Below are 23,296 nucleotides of genomic sequence, written 5' to 3'. Positions count from 1 at the left end.
ACCCCGCCGGCCCCCGTGGCCGGACGGGGCCTCACGCCTCGTCGTCGTCCTGCCCGGCGATGCCCAGCTGACCCATCGTGTAGCCGAGCTGGAAACGCGTCTCCGCGTTGTACTCCTCCTTGAGGTCGGCCACGTAGCCGGCGTACGTCCGCGGACTGACGCCGAGCCGCTTGGCGCTGCCCGCGTCGGGGTGCCCCTCGATGAGCATCCGGATCGTCATCGAGCGCTGCTCCGAGGCGATCTCCTTCATCACCCGTGACTCGCTGGTCGAGAACGGCCGGGCGCGGGCGAACGCGCGCTCGAAGATGTCGACGAGGTAGGCCACGATCGCCGGCTCCCGGACCACGACCGCCGTCGCCTGGTTGTCGGCCGCGGGGATCAGCGCGACCTGCCGGTCGACGACGATCATCCGGTTGAAGAACTCGTCCAGCGTGCGCACCTCGGCACCGTGCTTGGTGACCTCGGCGACGTAGCGGTGGGTGGCCGGGTGACGGCGGGCGCTGTGCTGGTAGAGCGTGCGCATCGACAGGCCGCGCTTGATGAAGGCGATGTCTCGCACGGCGGCCTCGCTGAGCGCCTTGGCGTTGCGGTTGGCCTGGGGCTGCGCGGTGAGCATCTCCTCCTGGGCCTCGTTGATCAAGGTCGTCAGGAAGGGGCTGATCGCGTCGCCGTGCAGGTAGAGGAAGAGCCCGGACTCGGCGGCGGCGGGGGAGCGCCGCCAGCTCTGGTTGAGCCCCGCGAACGCGCTCGCCCAGCGCGCCGACTCCTCGATCAGCCGCGCGCCCTCGGTGCCCAGCGGGGTCACCACGCGGGACTGGGCGTTGCTCGGCTCGAGCGGTCGCCACGTCGTACGGGCGTCGTCGAGCTGGAGCAGGCCGAGCTCCACCAACAGGTCGAAGGCCCGCCGGAGAGGCGCTCCCTCGGCGATCCGCGGGTCCTCCACGGGGACCCCGCCCTCGGTGAGCAGCTGCTCGTACAGGCCGGTCGCCTCGCGCTCGAAGAGCTCCCTGTCCTCGGGGCGATATCCGGTCATGGAGCAATGTTTCCACACCGCGGCCCACACCCACGGATCGCGCTGATTCGGCATCCGGCACCCGGCTCGGCTATTCTCGACCGGTCGCCGCGAGCGACGAGCGCCTGTAGCTCAACGGATAGAGCATCTGACTACGGATCAGAAGGTTTGGGGTTCGAATCCCTACAGGCGCGCAGATCGGATACACCACCTGACCTGTGCCAGCAGGTCCAGAGGCCCACTTCCCCCGCGGAGGTGGGCCTTCTTCGGCTCGACCCCGCCGGTCCGGTGGGACATGGCTTCGAACCGCCGGGACTTCGTCCCGACCTGCCCGCGGAGCCTTTGCTCCGCCGACCAGCTGCCGAACGGTCCCCGAGAGGGATCGGAGAGCCGCATGAGGCGACCAGCGTCGGGACGGCGCCCAGCCTCGCGACCCTCTGGCCAGCGGCAGCCCGACCAGCGGGGGTCGGTGACCCTCTTCATGGCCGTGGTGACGGGCATCCTCATGTTCGCCGCCGCCCTCGTCGTCGACGTCGGGATGCAGCGCGTCGCCCGTGCCGACCTGCAGGCCGTGGCCGACGTCGTGGCGCTCGACCTGTCCCGTGAGCTCGACGGACGTACCGTCGCCGAGGTCACGCCCGCCCTCGATGCGGCGGCCCTGCGCAGCCGTCGCCGCAACAAGGACGTCCTGGGCACCGGCGACGTCCGGCTCCGGGTCGAGGTCGGTGACGTCACGCTGACCGGCGGTTTCGCCCGGGTCCAGAGCGGTGTGCCGACCGCCGTGCGGGTGGTGGCGAGCACCGATGTCCCCTTCGCCTTCGCCGGCGTGACGGGCGCCGACTCCGGCACGGCGACACGGAGCGCGGTCGCCAATGCCGTGCGCTCGGCCTGCTACACCGTCGGCTCGTACGCCGCGGCGGTGAGCTCGGGCAGCTCGGCCCTGCTCGACCCGCTGCTGGACAAGCTGGCCGAGCAGACCGGCGCCTTCTCCAACGGCTACGCCGTCGGGCAGGCCATCGGCTACCAGGGCCTGGCCTCGGCCTCGGCCGAGCTGGGGCCGGTGGCGACCTCCCTGGGCCTGGCGTCGGTCAAGGACCTGGCAGCGGCCACCGTGTCGTTGGGCCGTTTCTACAACGCAGTGAAGGCCGCGATCGGGCCGGGCAACGCGGCGGCGGTGCAGATGCTCGGTGTGATGGCCTCCTCGGCCAATGCCGGACGCTCGATCAACGTCGGCCAGCTCCTCGGGATCGACAGCGGCTCCGGATCGCTCGCGGCGCTGCGGGCCAACGTCCTCGACCTCGTCCTGGGGTCGTTGTACGTCGTCAACGGCACCAACGGCGTCGACCTCTACCTCAACAACGTGCTCGGGCGCCTGGGCTACCTCGGGGTCAAGGTCAAGGCCATCCAGGGGCCGCACCTCTACTGCGGGCGCCCCGGCTCACGGTTCACCACCGGCTCGGCTGCCCAGACCGAGCAGCTGAACGTCACCGGTCAGGGAACGCTGAACCCGGTGACCGTGACCACGACCCTCGACGTCATCCCGGGTCTCACCCTGGCGCCGGCCACGTTGTCGGCGCCGATGTGGAGCACGATGCCGTTCTCGCTGTCGGTCGCCGCGACCGAGACCACGATGACCGGCGTACGGTGCGGGGCGTCCTCGGGCATCGACCTCACGGTCGCCAATCGGCTCGCGAACCTCACGCTCACCGACGTCCAGTTCTCGGAGGCTTCCTTCACCTCCACGATCAAGCTGCTCGGGACCAACGTCTCGGTGGCGATCGTGGTCGGCAACGCGAACGCCTCCTCCATCCAGGTCGCCCTCGGCGCGACCGGGACCGTGCCGTTCTCGATCGACGTCCCACCGAAGGCCTACGACACGCCCTACCCCACCCAGGCCGGGGGGTTGACCGCCACCGCGACCCTGAAGGCCGGTGTGTCGGTGAGGATCTCCCCGACCGTGAGCCTGCCGTTGCTCGGGTTGTACGCCGGTGCGGACGTCGGCCTGCTCGTCTCGACCGCTGACCGGCTGAGGATCGCCCAGGCGGTGGTCGACCGGGTCGTCGCCGTCGCGTTCGACCGGACCGATGCCAACAGCCTCACCAACAAGGTCTTCCTGCCCCTGCTCTCGCTGACGGGCGTCAAGCTCGGTGGTTCCGACGTCAGCCTCAACGCCCAGCCGCCGATGGACTGCGGCTCACCCAGGCTGCGGGGATGACGCGCACGGGACCACTCTTCACGGATCACCTCGGTTTCGCCCACCGGCAGCCGATAGCCTGCCGACAGACTGTCAAGACGCCGCCCGGAGGCCCCCACCTTGTTCCCACGGTTGACGCGACCCGCCGCCACCGCACTGATCTGCTTCCTCTCGATCGGGCCTCTTGCCGTCCACCCCGCTCACGCCGAGACGATCACCGTCCCCGGGTCGGGCACGGCGACGAGCGGTGCGGCCACCACCGTGACCGTCCCGGTGCCCCCGGGGGTCTCGCCGACCCGGGTGACCGGGCGGCTGCGCGTCGACACCGACCTCGACGCGACCGTGGCCTTCGTGGTCGGCGGACGGCTGGCCCTGCGGGTGCCGGCCCGTCCTGACGCGCGCGTCACGATCCCGGTGACCGCCGCCGACGTCTCCGGCGACGAGCTGTCCGTCCAGGTGCGCATCGACCAGACGGGCCGGGGTGCGGGCAACGTGTGCCTGCAGGTGGACGACGTGGCCGCGACCCTCGACCAGGTGAGGCTGGACTACGAGGGCACCGAGCAGGCGCCGACGTCGCTGGCCGACTTCTTCTCGTCGTACGCCGGGCAGGTGGACGTCCTCGTGCCCGACGACGCCGGCGACGCGGAGATCGCCGCGGGCCTCGCGGCGGTGGCCGCGATCAGCAGCCGGTACCCCTCCGACACCGTGGTCCGGCTCGCGACCCCGTCGGACGCGGCCTCCGCGCCGGGCAGGGCGCGCGCCGGCCACCGGGTGGTCCGGATCGAGGCCGGCACCGGCCCGGCGACGACGAAGCTCGACGCCGGGGCCACCGTGCCGACACTGGTGCTCGCCGGCGGCGACGGGGAGCTGCTGGCGGCTGCCCGTGCCCTGGGCGATCCTGCGCTGCCGATCGCGGGCGACACGACCACCGAGGGCCTGACCGCGGAGCGGGCGAGGACGCCGGTCGTGGACGAGCTGTCGCTCGACGACCTGGGCACCCGGCGAGCGGTGCTCGCCGGCTACGGCCGGGTGGAGCAGTACGTCGGCATCCGCCAGGACGCCTTCGGCGGGCCCGTCGGTGCGCTCACGATCTCGCTCGTGGGCACGCACACGGCCGTGCCGGAGGGCGCCCGTGCCCAGCTCGACGTCTACGTCAACGACAAGCTGGTCGACTCCACGCAGCTCGACGACGACCCTGCGCTGGACCGCGAGATCGAGGTGCCGGCCGAGGACGTCCGTGGTGACAACGGCCTGGTCGTGGTGCTCAGCGCACTGCCGCCGCGTGAGCGGTGCACGGCGACGGACCGGCAGCTGCCGATGGAGGTCCACCTCGACACGAGCCGCTCCACGGTGCACGCCGACCGGAGCGGGGCGACGACGACCGGGTTCGCGGTGTACCCGCAGGCGCTCGGTGGCGAGCTGTCCGTCGCGATCTCGGACCGGGCGACGGACCGGGTCGCGGCGGCGGTCGACGCGTCGTACCTGGTGGCGGCGCTGCAGCGCCAGGCCGCCCGCCCGCTCGCCGTCAGCCTCGTGGAGCCCGGGCGCCTGCTCGACGGCAAGGCGTCCGGCCTGCTCGTCGGGGCCGGCGAGGAGGACTCCACGAAGCTCGCCGCACCCCTGCGCCTGTCGGGCATGCGACTGCTCGACTACGCCGAGGCGACCTTCCAGGTCGGCAGCGACAAGCCCTACGCCGCCCTGGTCGCCGTGCACCACCGCGGCAACGACGTGCTGGTGCTCGGCTCCTGGGCCGCCTCCGGCGACGCCGGCAACGTCCTGGAGCGCACCGCGGCCCAGCACGTCGCGACCGACGGCTGGGACTCCTTGAGCGCCGACCTCCTGGTGCAGACCGCCGGCAAGGACGCGTTCTCGATCGACTCCAACGCGGTCGTGCCGCAGACGCAGCGGGTCGAGGAGGAACGCTCCTTCGGGCTGTGGTTCGTCGCGGGCGTCGCGGTGCTGCTGCTCCTGCTCGCGGGCCGGTGGCTGGTGGCCCGGCGCCGCAAGCGCGACATCGCCGAGATCGTGGACGCCCAGCAGGCGGCCGACGCGGACGCCGACGGTGACCACCGCGACTGAGCCGGTCACGTCGACGGCGGCCTCGACAGCCCCGGCACGCTCCCCACGGAGGGTGCCGGGGACGCTCGGCGTGTTCGCGCTCGGCTGCGCGGTCGGCGCCCTCGCCTCGGCGTACACGGTCCACCAGGGGACGAACCTCGACTACGGCGACGCGATGGCGCACCTCACCATCGCGCGACGCGTGCTCGACGGCCAGACGCCCGGGCTGCAGCAGCTGGGCACGGTGTGGCTGCCGCTCCCGCACCTGCTGCTGATGCCCATGGTGCAGAGCATGTTCCTGTTCCGCACGGGCATCGCGGCCTGCATCCTGGGCGCGCTGTGCCTGGGCATCTCCGCGGCCGCCCTCTACCGGATCATGGCCCGCCTCGAGCTCGGCACGACGGCCCGCGTGGTCGGTCTCGCCGTGCTCCTCGCGAACCCCAGCCTGCTCTACGCCTACACCACCGCACTCACCGAACCGGTGCTGATCGCCGCCATCCTCAGCTGCATCGCCGGCCTCGCCGGCTGGGCCTTCAGCCCGCGCCGGCTCAGCGGTGGGGAGCTCGCGGTGTTCGCCGGCATCCCGGCCGCGTGTGCGGTGCTGACCCGCTACGAGGGCTGGGCGCTCGTCGTCTCCGGCGCGGTGTACGTCGTCTTCGTGGTCGTGCGCCGCGGCGACGGTCTGCGCCGCGCGATCACCCTGGCCGCCGCCTTCGCCGCGGTCCCGGGAGCCGCCATCGGGTGGTGGCTGGCCTACAACACCGCCTGGTACGGCAACCCGGTCGAGTTCCTCACCGGCCCCTACTCCGCCGCGGCCTTCACCGAGGTCTTCGTCGAGCAGGGCCAGCTGACCACCAAGGGCAACTTCGGGCTGTCCTTCAAGGTGCTGGGCTGGGCGATCGTCGAGTCGATCGGACTGGTGCAGGTGGTCCTCGCGGGCGCGGGGCTGGCGCTGGTGACGTGGCGCCGTGGCATCGACGACCGATCCCTGACGATCTGGCTGGCCGGCACGTCCAGCGCCTTCCTGCTGTTCAGCCTGACCACGGGCCAGCACATCATGGTCAACGACGTCTCGATGCCGTCCGGCGCCTACAACAACCGGTACGTGCTCTCGGCCGCGCCGTGGGCTGCGCTGCTGGTGGCCTACCTCGCCCACGAGGTGGTCGGTGCGCGGTGGTCGCGCTCGGTCCGGCGTTCCGTCGCGGTCCTCGTCGTCGGCGCCTGTGCCGTCGGGTTGGCCGCGCAGAACCTGTGGTGGGCCGGCGATCCCGGTGGGCGGATGACCGTCATCGAGGAGGGTGAGCTCGGCCAGCGCAACTTCACCGACGTCAAGAAGATGGCGCACTGGCTGCACGACCACTACGACGGCGGCGGGCTGCTCATCGACGAGAGCGCCGACAAGCTCGCGGTGGCCCCGGTGATCGCGATCGACTTCGACGAGGTCTACAACCGCGCGGCCGGGGACGCCTTCGACGACGCCCTCGACGACCCGCAGGGCCGGGTGCGCTGGGTGGTCATGCACCGGACCCAGGTCACGACGTACGCGACGAAGGCAGCGCTGGACCTGGTCACCACGGCGCTGGCCGAGGATCCTCAGTTCCTCGCGGACTACGACCTCGTCTACTCCGTCGCCGACCTCGGCGTCTACCGCCGGATCGGAGGCTGACGTGCAGATCGGCGAGCACCTCGTCGCCACCGGCCGGATCAGCCGCGCCCAGCTCGAGGAGGCCCTGGCGGGGCAGCAGGCCGAGGGCGGGCAGCTCGGGCAGCAGCTCGTGCTGGCCGGCGCGCTCGACCGGCGCGAGCTCTACCGAGCGCTCGCCGAGCTGTGGGAGACCCGTTCGCGCGACCTGCTCGCGGAACCGCCGGACCCGGCGCTCGCGAGCCGGATCGCGCTCGACGACATCAGCTCGCTGGGCTGGGTCCCGTGCGAGGAGCTGCCCGACGGGACGCTCGTCGTGGCGACCTCGGTCCGCCCCACGGTGGCGCTGATCGAGGACGTGCGGACCCGCTTCGGCACCGACCAGGTCGAGTTCGTCGCCAGCACGCACTGGGACGTCTTCCGGGCCACCGAGGGCGCGAACCGGGCCAAGCTGCAGCGCCTCGCCGAGGACGAGCTGGCCGAGCAGAAGCCCGAGCACTCGGCCCGCCGCGGGTTGACCCGGGTCCAGCTCTACCTCCCGCTCGTGATCGCCGGAGCCTTCCTCGCCTTCGCCGTGCTGGAGCCGCGCAAGGGCTTCGTGCTGCTGCTGTCGGCGACCAACGTGGTGTTCCTGCTGAGCATCCTGTTCAAGGTCGGGTCCAGCATCCGCTCACCACTGGTGCGCGCCGCTCGCGAGCGGCGCCGGCTGGACGAGATGCGCGAACGGGCACGCCGGGGGCTGCCGCCGGTCTGGGCGCCGCACACCGCCGACACCGACCTGCCGGTGTACACCATCTTGATCCCGGCCTTCCGGGAGTCGAACATCATCCCCAAGCTGATCGCCAACCTGGGCGCCCTGGACTACCCCCGCGCCAAGCTCGACGTGATCGTGCTGATGGAGGAGAACGACCCGGAGACGGTGGACGCGGCGCGCCGGGTCGCTCCCCCGGACTACGTCCGCCTGCTCGTCGTACCGGCCGGGCACCCGCAGACCAAGCCCCGTGCGTGCAATTACGGACTGGCCTTCGCGCGTGGGAAGTACGTCGTCATCTACGACGCGGAGGACAAGCCCGAGCCGCTCCAGCTGCGCAAGGCCGTCGCGGCCTTCGAGCGCGACGCCTTCGAGCACGAGCACCTCGGCTCGACCCGGCCGCGGCTCGCGTGCGTGCAGGCGGCGCTGCACTACTTCAACGCCGACTACAACGTGCTGACCCGGATGTTCGCCATCGAGTACGCCCACTGGTTCGAGTCGATGCTGCCGGGGATCGAGGGCAGCGGCGTCCCGCTGCCCCTGGGCGGCACGTCGAACCACTTCGACACCGCCGTGCTGAAGCAGCTCGGCGCGTGGGACCCCTACAACGTCACCGAGGACGCAGACCTGGGCCTGCGTGCCTCCGTCGAGGGATACCGGGTCGACGTGCTCGACTCCTCCACCGGGGAGGAGGCCTGCGCCACGGTGCCGGCCTGGATCCCCCAGCGCACGCGGTGGATCAAGGGCTACATGATCACCGCGGCCGTCAACCTGCGGCACCCGGTGCAGTTCCTGCGGCGGGTGGGGCCCCTCGGCATGGTCGGCATGGTCGGGTTGATCATGGGCACCCCGCTGACCTTCCTCGCCTACCCCCTCGTGCTCGGCTTCACCGTCATCACCTACGTCGGCGTGCAGTTCATCGGCCTGGACCTCCCGCACTGGGTGGTGGTGAGCAGCATGGTCACCGCGATCGCCGGGAACGGGCTGATGATCCTGGTCTCCGGCGTGGTCGCGACCCGCCGGTACAACTGGCGGATCGGCATCTTCGCCCTGCTCAACCCGCTCTACTGGTGCCTGCACTCCTACGCCGCCTGGCGCGCGCTGTTCCAGACGATCTTCAGCCCGCACCACTGGGAGAAGACACCACACGGCATCTCCGAGGACTACGAGAGCGCCGCCCACGTCTAGGCCGCCGCGGTCGGGGAGGCTCGCTGTCGCCGGTGCAGGTTACTGTGGGTGGGTCGACGGGTCGGAGGTGACCACGGATGCTGCAGTTCGAGAGCCAGGACCTCGAGGAGACCGAGGAGTTCCTGAGCGCGCACTACGCGCCGATGCGGATCGGCAGCACCACGGCGGACTCCAGCGCCCGGATCTCCCGGGTGGCCTCCGACCTGATCAGCGTGGACCGGGTCGACTTCGCCTTCGAGATGTCCTACGACGTCGACCCGCTCGGCCGGATCGGGCTCTGCGACGTCGCCACCGGCACGGTCGAGGACCACGCGCCGGAGGGCGCCACCGAGGAGACCTTCGGGTCCGGGGAGATGTTCGTGCTGGCACCGGCCGACCGCGCGTACGCCGGCACCATCAACCGGGCGCGCTACACCGTCACCATGATCGACCCGGCCGTGCTGGACGAGGTCGCCACGGGCCAGGGGGACGGCCCGGTCGCGCTGCTCGACCACCGGCCGACCGACGCGGCCGCAGCGGCGCGCCTGCGCGTGGCGATCGACCACTTCGACGCCGCCGTGCTCGGCGACCCGGTGGCGGCGGGCAGCCCGTTGATCCTCGGCCACGCCGCTCGCTACGTGGCCGCCCACGTCCTCGCCACCTTCGCCACCACCGCCGTCGGTGAGGTCGTCGGCGACAGCCGCGACGCCCACCCGGCCGCGCTGCGCAGGGCGATCGCGTTCATCGAGGACAACGCCGCCGACGACATCACGCCGGCCCAGATCGCGGCCGCGGCCCACGTCAGCATCCGCTCGTTGCAGATCGCTTTCCGTCGCCATCTCGACACCACCCCGATGGCCTTCGTCCGCGAGGTGCGGATGACCCGCACCCACCGTGACCTCACCTCCGGCACGGTGCCCGGCGGCGACAGCGTCGCCGAGATCGCGGGCCGCTGGGGCTTCTCCCACCACGGGCACTTCGGCCAGGCCTACCGCCGCGCCTACGGCGAGACGCCGGGCGCCACCCTGCGTCGCTGACCGGCCCCGGCCTGCGCTGCCGGGATAGCGAAGTCGGCGCTCAGCGGATACTCCCGGGACTGCGCGGCTGCCTACCGTCGAGACATGACCGACATCGCCGCGCCGACGTCCGGCGTACGCCGATGACGACCGACACGCCCCCGCCTCCCGTCCCCTCGCCCCGCGACCTCGCCCGCCGCCCCGACCGGCAGGCCCTGCCCGCTCCCGGCGCCGAGCCGGGTCGACGTCTGGAGTGCCTCGCCTGCGAGCGGGTCACCGACCACGTCCGCGGCCCCGCCACGATCGGCCGGGACGGCACGCTCCTGGTGCAGTGGTGGACCTGCGCGGAGTGCCGCGAGAGCAACACCGTCGGCTGAGCCGGCCTGGTCTCAGAGGCAGCCCGCGAGCCGCCTGGCGAGCGCGGCCAGCTCGGTGACGTCCCGCTCCGAGCGCGCCCGCGGCTCCCGTCCCGCCCGTACGTCGGCGAGGGCCCCGTCCGAGAGCCGCGAGCCGAGGTAGACCCGCGCGCGGCAGCGTGCCTGGTCCTCGGAGAGCGGCACGCCGAGAGCGTTCTCGGACGAGGTGTACTTCTCGGCGAGCGCGTCCACCTCCGCCGGATCGGCTCCGGAGCGCCCCGCGAGGTAGAGCGCGCTCGCGAGCGCGACCACGAGTGCCGCGAGCAGCAGCAGTGCGAGCAGCGGCGGGCGTCCGGTGATCGCCCTGGACGGTGTCGGTTCGGTCATGTTTCCCCCAGTGAAACGGCCAGTTAGTTATCGGATCTCGCAACGAGACAAGGAATGTCACCCGAAAGTATGGACCTGGCACCTCGTGAGGGCGTTTGATCCGGTCTCGTCAGTCATTCGACTGCATGGGGAGGCACGATGGCAACCAGTCCGCTGCGATCCGTTCGACGAGGCGCTCGTCGGCGAGGCGGTGCCGCCCGGCGTCGGATCGGGACGGTGGCCGCCCTCGTGGTGGTCGCCCTGCTGGCCTCCGTGCTGGCCGTCGTCGCGCTCAACGGCGAGCGCCGCGCGCCGTACGTGCCCTTCGACGTGGCCGGCAAGCGGGTGGACACCGCGACCGACCCGCTCGACCCGATGCCGCGTCCGAAGGGCGCCAAGGGTGTCGCGCTCGAGGCGCCGGAGGAGCCGGCCGTCGCGAGGGACGACGCGCTGCCGACGACGGCGAAGAAGGCATGCCGCGACATCGAGGACGACGAGCGCTCCGCCCCCGGGCGCGGCGGTCTGGACGGCACCGAGTCCGTGCCCCCGAAGGCGGAGCAGGCGTGTTCCTCCTCCGCGACCGCGCAGTCCCCGGACGCGGTCGACGCGCCGCCGCTCACCCTCGCCGGCGGCCACCGCCCGGCGCCGGTGCCGACTCCGGCGCCCACCGAGCAGCCGACCGAGCAACCCACCGACCCGCCGTCGGACCAGCCGACCGAGGAGTCCTCCGGCACCCCTTCGGCGGAGCCGTCCGACGAGCCGGGAGAGTCCCCGGGCAGCCCGCCGCCCTCGTCCACCCCGCCGTCCTCGACACCTGCTCCCTCTGGCTCGGCCAGCCCGTCAACCGGCCGCCCCGGTGGATCGCTGCGTGTCCAACCCGCGATGGCCGTCGCGGCGAAGGCCGCGCCGGCCGGCGAGTACCTCTCGCCCAACTGGATCAAGGCGCTGCCGCTGACGCACCCGGGTGTGACGGCCAACATGGTCATGGCCTACGACGACAACCTCGACAAGATCGTGATGTTCGGCGGGCGCACCCTCAACGACGTCTACCTCAACCAGACCTGGGCGTGGAGCGGGACCACCTGGCAGCAGCTGAGCCCCGCGACCAGCCCGAGTCCCCGGATCCGCGCCTCGATGGCCTGGGACCCGGTCGGCCAGCGGCTGCTGCTCTTCGGCGGCCAGACGACCGGCGGTACGCCGAGCAACGAGGTGTGGTCCTTCGACGGCACCACCTGGGCGCTGGTGACCACGACCGGCACCGCGCCGATCGCGCGGACCGGCTCGTCGATGGCCTTCGACCCGGTCCGTGGCGGCATGGTCGTCTTCGGTGGGACCGCGCCGTCCGGGAACTTGAACGACACCTGGCTGCTCACGGGCAACGCCTGGACGCAGGTGCAGGCGGGCGGCGCGGCGGGCGCTCCCGGCGTACGCTTCGACGCCCAGCTGGCCTACTCGGTCTCCACCAGCCAGCTCGTGCTCTTCGGCGGCACCCAGGGTCCGTGCAACAGCTCGTGCACGATCCTCGACGACACCTGGGTCCTCGAGCCCGGACAGTCGACCTGGACCGCGAAGGCGCCGGCGCACAAGCCGGCGAAGCGGACCCGCGCGGCGATCACCTACGACCCGGGTCTGGGCGGGGTGACCTCCGGCAGTGGCGGCACCGGAGCCGTCGTGATGTTCGGGGGGTTCCAGTACGACAGCGCGACCTCACAGGTCACCGTCCTGAACGACACCTGGGCGTGGACGGGAGAGGACTGGGCCGAGGCCAAGGGGATCGCCTCACCCGTCGCGCGCTACTCGGCGGCGATGGCGGCCGACCCGAAGGGGCAGGTCGTCCTGTTCGGGGGCATCGGCGCCAACGGCACGCAGAGCTACGACGAGACCTGGACCTACGACACCGCGGTGCCCGTCCTGAAGATCGACGTGACCCGGCCTGCATCCGACCAGCCCACAGCAGGCGGCGTCTACTGGGCCGGCGACAAGATCACCATCCGGATCACGGCCGCCAACGTCAGCGCCGTGGCGCCGATCGGTGGGGGCGGCAACCCGTTGTCGTTGGTGTCGGCGCTCCAGGACAGCCTGTTGGCCGCCGGGACCGGCTTCCTCGGAGGCGACCCGGGCGCGTCGGGTGGACTCGCCGGCCTCGCGAAGTGCGTGACCGGTGAGACCGCGATGTGCGGTCTGGTCCAGGACCTGAGCGCCTCGATCAGCAACGTCACCATCCCGATCGGCGGTACGACGGCCGGCGAGTTCATCGCCACCGTCGCCGGCACGCAGAAGGGCTGCGAGCTGATCGACATCCCGGCCGTGGCGTCCCTGCTCACCGGGCCTTCCGCACAGGTGTCGACGCGGATCACCGTCTGCGGCGGCGGACTGGGCCTGGAGGACTGGTGGACCTACGACACCACCGACCTCGGTGGGGGCGGTAGCGCCAGCGTCAACGTCGCCAACGGCAACCTCGTCGTGAAGCAGTACGACACCGACCCGGTCCAGATGCCGGGGCGGCTGGCGCTCGGCCTGGGCCGCGTCTACAACTCCCAGGACAACATGTCCGGCGCGGGGCCGATCGGCGCCGGCTGGCAGTTCGATCTCGGCGACACCGGCGAGAGCGCCGGTGGGTTCGGACTCTTCGGCCTGCGCCTGCTGAACCTGCAGACCCTGACCCAACCGCTGTCGATGCCCTACATCGACCGCGACGGCACCCGGCACGTCTTCAAGCTGCGCTCGATCACGACGACCGTCGGTGGCCTCAGCCTTCCCATCGACCTCTCCAGCGCCTCGGGCGGGCAGATCCTGAGCCTGCTCAACCCGGCGAGCCTGCCCTTCGCCCTGTCCCGCAACGAGGACAAGCCGACCGACTACAGCCGGCTCTGCATCGACCAGGCCTACTCCGGCCCACCCGGCTCCAACATGTTCCTGTTCCGCTACGTCGGGCTGAGCGGCACCTCGTGCACGGGCGGCACCAGCTCGAACCAGTCGATCGGCTGGTCCCTGGTGCGACCCGACCGGGTGCGCTACGACTTCGACCTGCTCGGCCGCCTGATGCGGGTCACCGACCCCGCCGGCCAGCAGCTGGTCTACGAGGACTACGACACCTACGGCCCGCAGACCATCCGCACCCAGTCCTGCCCCGAGGTCGATGGCGCCTGCCCCTCGGTGAAGATCAAGTACAACAAGGACCCGAACGCCGCCGACCGGATCGTCGAGGTGACCGACCCGGCGCGCCGGGTCACCACCTACGTCGTCTCCAGGGATCCGCTGCTCCCGCTGCTCAAGCAGGTCTGGGAGCCCGGCAACCCGTACTCGGCCTCGTCCAGGGCAACGCCCACCGCGTCGTACACCTATGCGACGGCGGACCACCCCTGTCCGGCCTCCGTCGGCGGCGCCCTCACCTCGGGCCAGCTCTGCTCGGTCACCGACGCCAACGGCAAGACCACCACCATCGGCTACGAGAAGGCGCCGCTCGGACCCGACCGGGTCAAGCTCGTCAAGGACCGGCGGGCCAGCGAGCCCGGCGACGGCGCGACGCAGGGCCTCGCCACGTCGTACACCTGGACCGATCCGTCGACGAACCCGCAGGGCGGCGTGGTCAAGGCGATCGCCGACATGGCGGCGCCGAGCACGCTCGCCTCGTGCGGCACCACCTGCCACCGGGTCCGCTACAGCGGCATCGACCGCTGGGGTCGCGTCGCGCAGGTCGCCCAGGGCACGACCGGTGGCGCGGAGGACGGCCTCTACTACGCGCAGACGGGCTATTTCTGGGACGGTCTCGGCGACAGCGGAGGGATCGCGTCGTGCGGACAGCCGACGGTCGCGATGAACCACAACCTCTGCCAGGTCATCAAGCGCGCTGCGCCGTCGAACGCCGCCTTCGTGCCCGGCGGGGCCGGGACGGGGACGGTGGACGGAGCGCCCGTGCAGGACCAGGCGGTCGACTACCTGTACGGCGACTTCGGCCAGCGGCTGCGTCAGCGGGTCCTCCTCGACGCCACCCAGCAGTGGACCGACGCGAACTCCGCGGTCACCACGTGGGGCAGCCACGAGCAGTACTTCGACGCCAACGGCAACCGGCGCTTCTTCAACAACCACGTCCGCGGCAACGGCGTCGTGAAGGCGACCGCGGCCGGGGGCACCTACCGTCAAGCGGTGGTCGCGGACGGCCCCGTCGCCTATTGGCGGATGGACGAGGACCCGGCCAGCCCCCTGCCGCCGATGGGGAGCGCCACCGGCACGAACAACGGTGGATACGGCGCGGGGACCGTCCTCGGCAGGCCGGGTGTCGTGCACGGGAACACCGCGCTCGGCTCCAGCCCGAGCGGCTGGTCGGCCGCGGTCACCGGGCTGTCCGGCTTCGCATCGGGCACGTCCGCAGGCGACTCCGACTTCACCGTCGAGACCTGGACGAAGACGGCCAGCAGTGGCGCTGAGTACACGCTGCAGTGGGGGAGCAGCGCGAACGCGTACGGCCTCGTCGGCCGGCTGGCCGGCGGCCTGCCGTTCGTCAGCCTGGTGTCGGACGCCGCTTCCAGCAAGCAGCTGCTCGTCTACACGACGGCCGCGGTGAACGACGACACGTGGCACCACGTGGTCTACCGCTACAACGGCAACGGCAAGGCCGACGGCGTGGAGATCTGGATCGACGGGGTCAAGGCGCCGACCGCGGTCTACGCCGACGCCCTCGCCGGGCAGTTCGCACCGGCCACCACGACCGGCTACGTCGGCCTGTCCTCGGGCGCGGAGACGCTCGACGAGGTCGCGCTGTACTCGTCGGTGCTGTCCGCCGATCAGATCCAGCGCCACTACAGCGCAGCCCTCGGCGCGACCCGGGTCAAGCCGGACACCCTCTACGCGGTCATCGACGAGACCCAGGAGCTCTCGCCGCGCGGCAACGCGGCTGCGAACGCCGGCTCATGGGGCGACTTCCTGACCAGCACCCGCCGCGACATACCGTCCGACGGCGACGCGGCGACGTCGACCAACAAGGCCGCCGGAGCAAGCATCTGCGGGTCCGCACCGCGCGGCAACACGGGCGTCGTCTGCGAGGTCGACACCCCGGCCGCTGCGGGCGTCTCCCGGGGCGCGGCCTGCACCGCCTCGACGGCGAGGCTGCCTGCTGGCAGCCCGGTCGCGCCGGCCTCGTCCGGGTACGCGTCGTCGTGCACGACGTACGAGTACAACGCCCGCGGCCAGCGCACCGTGATGCGGACGCCGAAGGCCAACTCGGAGGGGAGGAGCGCGGCGTTCGAGTACAAGTACTACCCGATCGTCGCCGACTGTGCGGGGGACAACCGGGCCGCGTGCGACCTGTCCGGCACGGTCTCGGCCGGCGGCTGGCTCAAGGCCGTCGTCGACCCCGAGGGCAAGAAGCTCGTCTACGCCTACGACGTCGCCGGCAACGTCGCGCGGACCTGGGACCGCAACGCCGCGGACGGCAAGGACCTCGCCGCGGTGTGGGCCGACGCGGCGGCGCCGCCGTCGACGAAGTTCACCGACTCCGTCTCGGGCAACCCGGTGACCTCCGACGGGCTGAGCGTGTCCAACACCGCTCTCGTCGCGATCAATCCTGACGGCACGGTCAACGGTGCCGGCGCGAACGCCTCCGGCGAGCTCGGCGACGGCACGACGAGCACCCGGGCCACGCCGGTGCGCGCCGACCCGATGACCAACGTGGTGCAGGTCGCGCAGTCCTCGACCGGCGCGTACTCCGGCTGTGCCTACACCCACTACCTCACCGGGGACGGCAAGGTGTGGACCGCGGGCGGCGGCAAGAGCACCCCCGAGCCCGTCGAGCCGCTCTCCGACATCATCTCCATCGCCTCCGGCGGCTGCCACTTCCTGGCGCTCGACGCCGAGGGCAACCTCTGGTCGTGGGGGATGAACAACTACGGTCAGGTGGGCAACGGCACCGCCTCGACGTACGTCGCGACACCGGTCAAGGTGCTGCAGAAGGTCGCCACGATGGGTGCCGGCTTCGTGCACTCGCTCGCCGTCACCACCGACGGCAAGGCGTGGTCGTGGGGCTACAACGGCTCCGGCCAGCTCGGCCACGGCGACACCGTCAACCGCACCGCGCCGGCCCAGGTCGCCGCGCTCGACGATGCCGGGATCCGACAGGTCTCCGGCGGCTACGCGGCGTCGTACGCCATCGGGCGCGACGGCCGGGTGTGGGCCTTCGGCAACAACAGCCAGGGCGACCTCGGCGACGGCACGGCCACCACCCGCACCACGCCGGTGCGGATCACCACGCTCGGCCCCGGGACGACGGCCGGCCCGGTCCGCCAGGTCGTCGGCGCCGCCTACGGTGCGGTCGCGCTGATGGCCGACGGCACGGTGCGGGTGTGGGGCATCAACAACGCCGGCCAGTCCGGCGGCGGCTCCTCGAGCCCGACCATGCCGAGCCCGGTCAAGGTCCCCGACCTCACCGGGCAGGTCGCGGTCGCCGGCGGGTGGGCCACCTTGGCCTCCGCCGACCAGGCCGGCCGGATCAAGGTCTGGGGTGCCACCTCCAACAACCAGCTCGCCAACGGCACCGCGCCGACCTCGACCGCGACGCCGACCGTCGCGGGCTTGGGCATCTCCCCCTACAAGACGGCGCTCTGGGCAGTGCTCGGCGCCCGGGACGCGACGGGGAACCTGACCACGACGACCCGTGACAAGCTGGGCCAGGCCCGGCGTACCCGCACCGGACGTGGCAACGACATCACGACCTCCGCCTTCGACAAGATGGTCGGCTACGACGCCGCCGGCCGGATCGTGTGGAGCAGCGGCGCCCAGCACCGCTCGTCCAGCTCGGTCGCGCGGACGACGTACGACCCGTTCGGCAACCCGGTCAAGACGGTCGACGCGCGGGGCATCGCGTTCCGGGCGACCTTCGACGCGCTCAACCGGCCGCTGACGAGCCAGAGCACCCGGGAGACGTCCACGGCCTGTGCGGGCTCGGCCACCAGCGCGGACTGGACCGCGGCCCAGGCTGGTCACCGGATCTGCACCACGAGCACGACCTACGACGGGTTGGGCCAGACGATCGCGGTCACCGACGCCAACAGCCAGGTGACCAAGACCCGCTTCGACGCGGGCGGCCGCAACATCCGGGTGGACACGCCGCGCAACAGCGGGCGTTTCACCGGCGCCAACGCCTGGGTCGTCTCGCGCTCGGTCTACGACCGCGAGGGCCACGTCACCACGGCCTGCTCACCGCGGCAGGCCGACACCACCGAGACCCAGGCCGACGGCAGCTGCGACGCCAGCAGCAAGTACGCGACCCACACCTCGTACGACGCCGCCGGCAACGTGGTCACGGCGACCAAGCACCGCATCGGTGACACCCCCTCGGCGCTGACCACGTCGTTCGAGTACGACGCGGACCGCAACCAGGTCGCCGTCACCGACGCCAACGGTCACCGGACCACGACGGCCTACGACCTGCTCGCGCGTCGTACCAGCCAGACGGTGCCGCGCTCGGGCACGAAGACCTTCACGACCGGTTGGAGCTATGACGCGTCCGGCAACGTGACGGCCGTGCGGGCGCCGGGCTCGATCAACACCGGCTCGGGCGCCGACGGTCACCTGGTCGTGGACGGCACCACGGCGGCGAGCTCGACCGACGGCATCGCGCACGGTGCGAGCAACCCGTTCCAGGTGCCTGACGGTGCGCAGTACCGCAGCGTGACCTTGCAGAACGGAGCCGTCATCACCTCCGCGGTCGCCAACGGGCTGATGCTGCACGCGTCCGGCACGGTGTCGATCTGCTCGACCTGTGTCGTGCAGATGGGCGGCAAGGGCGGTGCCGGCGGGGCGGCCGGCACCGGTGCCGACAGCGGCAACGGCTCGGACGCGGCGACCCCCAACCCCGGTCCGGGAGGCAAGGGCGGCTCCGGCGGGCTGCTCGGCCTGGACCCGTCAGGGGGCGGCGGCGGTGGACACAGGACCGACGGCGGTGCCGCCGGTCCGGCGGGCACGACGCCCGGTGCGCCGGGCAAGGCATCCGGGACCCCGGACTTCGCGACGGTGGGCACGGACTACGTCAAGGGCTCCGGCGGCGGGGGTGGAGGTGGCGGCAAGAACCTCCTCGGCACCGCGGGCGCCGGCGGCAACGGCGGCGGCTACGTCCGCATCACCGCCTCCAAGATCGTGGTGAACGGCACCATCGACGCCTCCGGCGCTGACGGTGGATCCGGGATCAACAGCTCCGGTGGTGGTGGCGGTGGTGCCGGCGGCGGCATCTGGCTGGCCGCACCCGACATCGACCTCGCCTCGGCGAACGTCCTCGACGTCACCGGTGGAGACGGTGGCGCCGGCCCGACGGACCGACAGGGCGGCAACGGCGCGGTCGGACGCATCCGGATCGACGCCGACACGGTGAGCAACGTGCCGGCCGGCACGGACCGCACCCGGGCGGCCATGGTCACCGCGGTGTCGTACGACGCCGCGAACCGGCCGGTCGACACCGTCGAAGGTGCGCAGACGACCCAGGCCAACCCGACGCTGGACGCGACCGCGTCCGCAGTGCCGAACGCCAACGGCCTGTCGAACACCCGCACCCGCAACATCTACGACGCCGACGGCCACGTCGTCGCGACCCTGCCCCCACAGGCCTTCAGCGACGCCGCCTCGCTCACGGCGCCGAACCTGAGCACCGTGCGCCGGGTGGACTTCGACCTCGACGGCCTGCCGGTCGCGGCCTACACGCCCCGGTTCGACAACTCCGCGAGCAGTGCGACCACCTCCGTCGGCGCGGGCGCCGACGGTGGCGGGACCACGAACCAGCAGACCGCGCAGTGCACGACCAACCGGGTGCCGGACCAGGCGGCGGGGCCGGGGAACGGCGCGACGCCGGCCAGCTACACGGTGCTCCCGTCGTCGTACGGCAGCCAGGTGGGGGTCTGCGCGATCCGCAGCAGCTACGACCCGATCGGGAAGGTGAAGCGCGCCTGGCTGCCCACGTCGAGCGGCTCCGACAACGCCTACCTCGACTACACCTACACCGACGACGCCCTCGTGGCGAGCGTCTCCGGTCCCGACCCGAGCGGAGCCGGCCGGGTGACGCTGTCGGCGACGTCGTACGACGGGATGGGCCGAGCGACGCGGGTGACCGACGCGAACGGCAACGGCACCCAGACGGAGTACACCGCGGACGGCCTGGCCGCGAAGACCATCGGCCAGGCCTACGACCCGGACGGCAGCGGGCCGCTGGCGCAGGTCGACGAGGTCACCACGATCGAGTACGACGCGGGCGGCCACGTCGTGAAGACGACCGACCCGGAGAGCCGGATCACCACCCAGGCCTGGACCAGCGACGACCTGCTGTCGCGGATCGACGCGCCCGGGCCGGTGTCCGGCCAGACGGCGACCACCCGCTACGGCTACGACGCGGTCGGCAACACCACGCAGACCTGGCAGCCCAACGCGCAGGCGGGCGGTTGGCACCCGGTGCGCAACGAGTTCACCGACGACAACCTGCTCGCTGCCACGCACACGCCGATCGACGACAACAGCTACCGCTCCGTGCGCTACGCGTACTCGCCCGCCGGGCTCAAGGTCTCGACGGAGTCGGCGCGGTGCGCGTCGGGGGACTGGTCGCAGTGCGTGCCGGGCAACGGGAGCTATCAGTCCGCGGGCTTCGTGCGGTTGACCTACGGGGCGAACGGGCGGCCGGCCTCGCAGGTCGGGCGGGACCGTGACCCGACGGAGGGGCCGACGACGTCGATCACGACGACGTACTCCCAGCAGGGGACGCCGGTGAAGGTGATCGACCCGACGAGCGGGATCACGGTCGAGGCGGGCTACTACCTCGACGGGACCACGCGGAGCGTGACGGAGTCGGGCACGGGCCTGGCGGGCTCGGGGAGCTCGAACACCTATGCCTACAACGGTGGTGGTGCGGTGACGGTGCGCACCGACAAGACCGGTGCCTCGGGGGTGACGAATGGTGCGACGGTGGCGTCGTCGTACCGGTACAACCAGGCGGGTCTGCCGGAGGCGATGTACTCCGACGTGCTGGACGTGCCGACGTCGTACTCGTGGGACAAGGCGGGCCGCCTGACGACGGCGCAGACGGGCTCGCACTACGACGAGTGGTCGTGGCAGCCCAACGATGTCCTGGCGGGTGCGAAGACGACGGCGAACGGGACCGTGGTCGGGGAGTACAAGTACCAGTACCTTGCGGACCGCAGTGTGAAGAAGCAGACCGTGACGGGGTCGGGGGGTGGGTACACCAACGACTACGAGTACACGCCTGCGCGGCAGGTGAAGAAGTGGACCCACGACGCGGTCAGCGGTGGCGGCACGGATCGCACGGTGGACTACGAGTGGGACCGCAACAGCAACCGGACGAAGGTCACCGACTCCTCCTCGGGTGGGTCGACGACCACGACGTCGTACGGCCAGGACAACGCGATCAAGCAGGCCGTGGTCAGTGGTGGTGTGTCGGGGACGCTGTCCTATGTCTACGACCGTGCGGGCCGGATGACGAACGATGGGTGCAACGCCTACACCTACGACGCGTTCGACCGGGTCGAGAAGCAGGTCTTGACCAGCGGGACGCTGTGCGGGACGAAGAGCCGGACCACGTCGTATGCCTATGACGGGTTGGACCGTCAGCGGGCGACGACGGTCAGTGGTGCGGGTGATGCGAACGGCACGATGCGCAACACCTACGACGGTCTGTCCACTACGGTCGTGGGGCAGCTGGACGCGGTCAACGGCACGCTGAACAAGCCTGATCTCACCTATCAGCTCGATGCTGCCGGTGCGGCGGTCGCGTTCGAGCAGACCGGTGCGGGGCCGACGAAGTCGTTCCTCGACACCGACGGCAGGGGCAACGTGACCGCGGTCGTCTCGACCGCGCAGACCATCGATTGTGCTGCCCGGTTCGACCCGTTCGGCAACGCGGTCGACGCGCAGACCGGTGCGGACAGCAACGGGGTGTGCCACACCGGTGGCGCCGCGACGACGACGGGGAACTCGTACTGGTACCGGGGCCAGGTCCGGGACGCCTCGACCGGGAACTATCAGCTCGGGACACGTACCTATGACCCGACGAAGGCGGCGTTCACGACCCCGGACGCCTACCGGGTGTCCTCGCCGTCGACGGACCTGGGGGTCGGCACCGATCCGTTGACGGCGAACACCTACACCTACGTCAACGGCAACCCCCTCAACTTCGGTGACCCGGATGGCCACCGTGCGGTCGACACCAGCGGCGACGAGGTGTCGCCATGTGTCATCAGACCCAGCTCTTGTGCACCGGTTGCGCCGGGGAAGACGACGCTCAAGGCGGGAGGGGGGTCCTCAGCTTGGTTGGGAGAGTACAAGCGAGGGCTCCGCGGGACACGGTCGGCGGCATCGACGACCGACTATCGCACCAGTGATGATCCCACCTCGGCTCTGTTTCGGGGGCTTGAGATCAACCAGATGGTTTCGGAACTCGCCGAGGCGGAGCGCCAGAAGGACGACAGGAACTGGTTCGAGCGGCATTTCACTACGACGGTCACGTTGCCGTCCCTCAGTTGTCTGACTCCGCGCATTGGCCCGCGGGGGCGGCCGATGTGTGACACGGATGGTGTCGACTACACCGTGGGTGAGTTGATCACCACGACGGCGTTGGTCGCGCGGACGATGCTTGTGCCAGATCCGAGCGCCTGTGTGGGCGCCGATGCTTCCGTGGCGTCATGTGCGCTCGAGGTCGCTGCACTGGCTCCATCCGCAGGTAAGATCGCGAAGCTGCGCAAGCTCGACAAGCTCGTGGAGGCGAGCGCCGATCTCGAGCATGCGAGCGACGTGGCGAAGGTGTGCTCATTCTCCGGGGACACTTTGGTCTTGATGGCCGACGGCACTCGCAAACCGATCAAGGACATCCGTGTCGATGACCTCGTCCTGGCGAGTGACCCCATCACGCATGTGCAGGGCGCCAGGCGCGTCAGCCATCTGTGGGTGCACTGGGATGACCTAACCGAGCTGGTTCTCAACGCAGACGGTGACCGCGACGGTGTCTTGGACCGGTTGGTCACCACCGAGGACCATCCCTTCTGGAACGCCACGGACCGTGCTTGGGAAGGGCCGCAGGAGTTCGACGCTGGCGACCGCGTGCTGAGCGCGCAGTGGGGTGAGCTGGAGGCTCTAGGTCTGGATCTCGCCACCACTCATCGCGGACTCGCATACAACCTCACGGTCGACGGGCTTCACACCTACCACGTCGGCGCGCTCGACCTTCTTGTCCACAACAGCGACGTATGCCCAAGGCGAATCTGGCAGATCACCGACGCAAGGAGCCTTGACACCAAGGTGGTTGGCACGCACAAGTACTCCAAGCAAGCAGATGGCACGTGGTGGTCAAGAGATACTGCTGGTCATGCGTCGGCTTGGAAGGTTTATAAGGAGGTGCCTGGTGGTTTGGAGTGGTACAGAGACGCGGACCAGTACGGGAACTACATCGACCCGGCGCTCAAGCACAAGAGCAACGCGGGTAAGTCCGTTCGGTGGTGACCTCTCATGATTGAGTCCGCAGATGAGTTTGTAAGACTCCGAACAAGCAATCTCCCTGACGAGTATCAGCGGGCCGCTTGGGAAGCCGCTCCAACCCACGTCTGGCTCGAGGTCGTCGATCGTTATCCACGTATGCGGTCGTGGGTCGCGCACAACAAGTCAGTGCCACTCGAGATTCTCGACCTTCTTTCGGGAGATCAGGACCCTGCGGTCAGGTCAGTCGTCGCAGATCGACGGAAACTCACCTTGGA

General features: G+C 71.1%; 9 protein-coding genes and 1 tRNA gene. 8 read left to right on the top strand and 2 right to left on the bottom strand.

Annotated elements, in window-relative coordinates; all coding sequences use genetic code 11:
* Nucleotides 1-31 precede the first annotated feature (31 nt).
* A complete protein-coding gene (locus MRBLML1_RS03540; protein WP_364511467.1) occupies nt 32-1,033 on the bottom strand; it encodes a LuxR family transcriptional regulator in 1,002 nt (333 codons plus the stop codon).
* Nucleotides 1,034-1,133: 100 nt separating this feature from the next.
* On the opposite strand from MRBLML1_RS03540, the gene MRBLML1_RS03535 reads away from it, so the two are divergent.
* The 7 genes from MRBLML1_RS03535 (at nt 1,134) to MRBLML1_RS03505 (ending at nt 10,217) form a co-directional block, all read left to right on the top strand.
* A tRNA-Arg gene (locus MRBLML1_RS03535) sits at nt 1,134-1,206 on the top strand.
* Nucleotides 1,207-1,481: 275 nt separating this feature from the next.
* Nucleotides 1,482-3,227: a pilus assembly protein TadG-related protein gene (locus MRBLML1_RS03530; protein ID WP_364511464.1), complete on the top strand. Its 1,746-nt coding sequence runs from the start codon at nt 1,482-1,484 to the stop codon at nt 3,225-3,227.
* Between the two features lie 111 nt (nt 3,228-3,338).
* Nucleotides 3,339-5,285 (top strand): cellulose biosynthesis cyclic di-GMP-binding regulatory protein BcsB, encoded by a 1,947-nt coding sequence (locus tag MRBLML1_RS03525; RefSeq protein ID WP_364511461.1) that lies wholly within the window; start codon nt 3,339-3,341, stop codon nt 5,283-5,285.
* Complete coding sequence (locus MRBLML1_RS03520) at nt 5,269-6,930, top strand: hypothetical protein (protein ID WP_364511458.1); 1,662 nt, start codon at nt 5,269-5,271, stop codon at nt 6,928-6,930. Before MRBLML1_RS03525 ends, MRBLML1_RS03520 begins: the two co-directional genes overlap by 17 nt.
* Before the next feature lies 1 nt (nt 6,931).
* Nucleotides 6,932-8,845 carry a glycosyltransferase gene (locus tag MRBLML1_RS03515; RefSeq protein WP_364511455.1) on the top strand — a complete coding sequence of 638 codons (1,914 nt, stop codon included), beginning with the start codon at nt 6,932-6,934 and terminating at the stop codon, nt 8,843-8,845.
* A gap of 77 nt (nt 8,846-8,922) precedes the next feature.
* A complete protein-coding gene (locus MRBLML1_RS03510; RefSeq protein ID WP_364511449.1) occupies nt 8,923-9,861 on the top strand; it encodes an AraC family transcriptional regulator in 939 nt (312 codons plus the stop codon).
* 122 nt (nt 9,862-9,983) lie between these two features.
* The gene (locus MRBLML1_RS03505) at nt 9,984-10,217 is read left to right on the top strand and encodes a hypothetical protein (protein WP_364511446.1); all 234 of its coding nucleotides are present in this window, start codon (nt 9,984-9,986) and stop codon (nt 10,215-10,217) included.
* Between the two features lie 12 nt (nt 10,218-10,229).
* On the opposite strand, the gene MRBLML1_RS03500 is transcribed toward MRBLML1_RS03505, so the two are convergent.
* The gene (locus tag MRBLML1_RS03500) at nt 10,230-10,583 is read right to left on the bottom strand and encodes a hypothetical protein (protein WP_364511443.1); all 354 of its coding nucleotides are present in this window, start codon (nt 10,581-10,583) and stop codon (nt 10,230-10,232) included.
* Between the two features lie 216 nt (nt 10,584-10,799).
* On the opposite strand from MRBLML1_RS03500, the gene MRBLML1_RS03495 reads away from it, so the two are divergent.
* On the top strand, nt 10,800-23,045 hold the full coding sequence (locus MRBLML1_RS03495) for a Kelch repeat-containing protein (protein ID WP_364511440.1): 12,246 nt from the start codon (nt 10,800-10,802) through the stop codon (nt 23,043-23,045).
* Nucleotides 23,046-23,296: the final 251 nt, after the last annotated feature.

Origin of the sequence: Nocardioides sp. LML1-1-1.1 (assembly GCF_040676175.1) — a bacterium.
Classification (GTDB): Bacteria; Actinomycetota; Actinomycetes; order Propionibacteriales; family Nocardioidaceae; genus Nocardioides.
The sequence above is the reverse complement of the archived record's forward strand: the minus strand, read 5'-3'. Positions and strand labels throughout refer to the sequence as shown.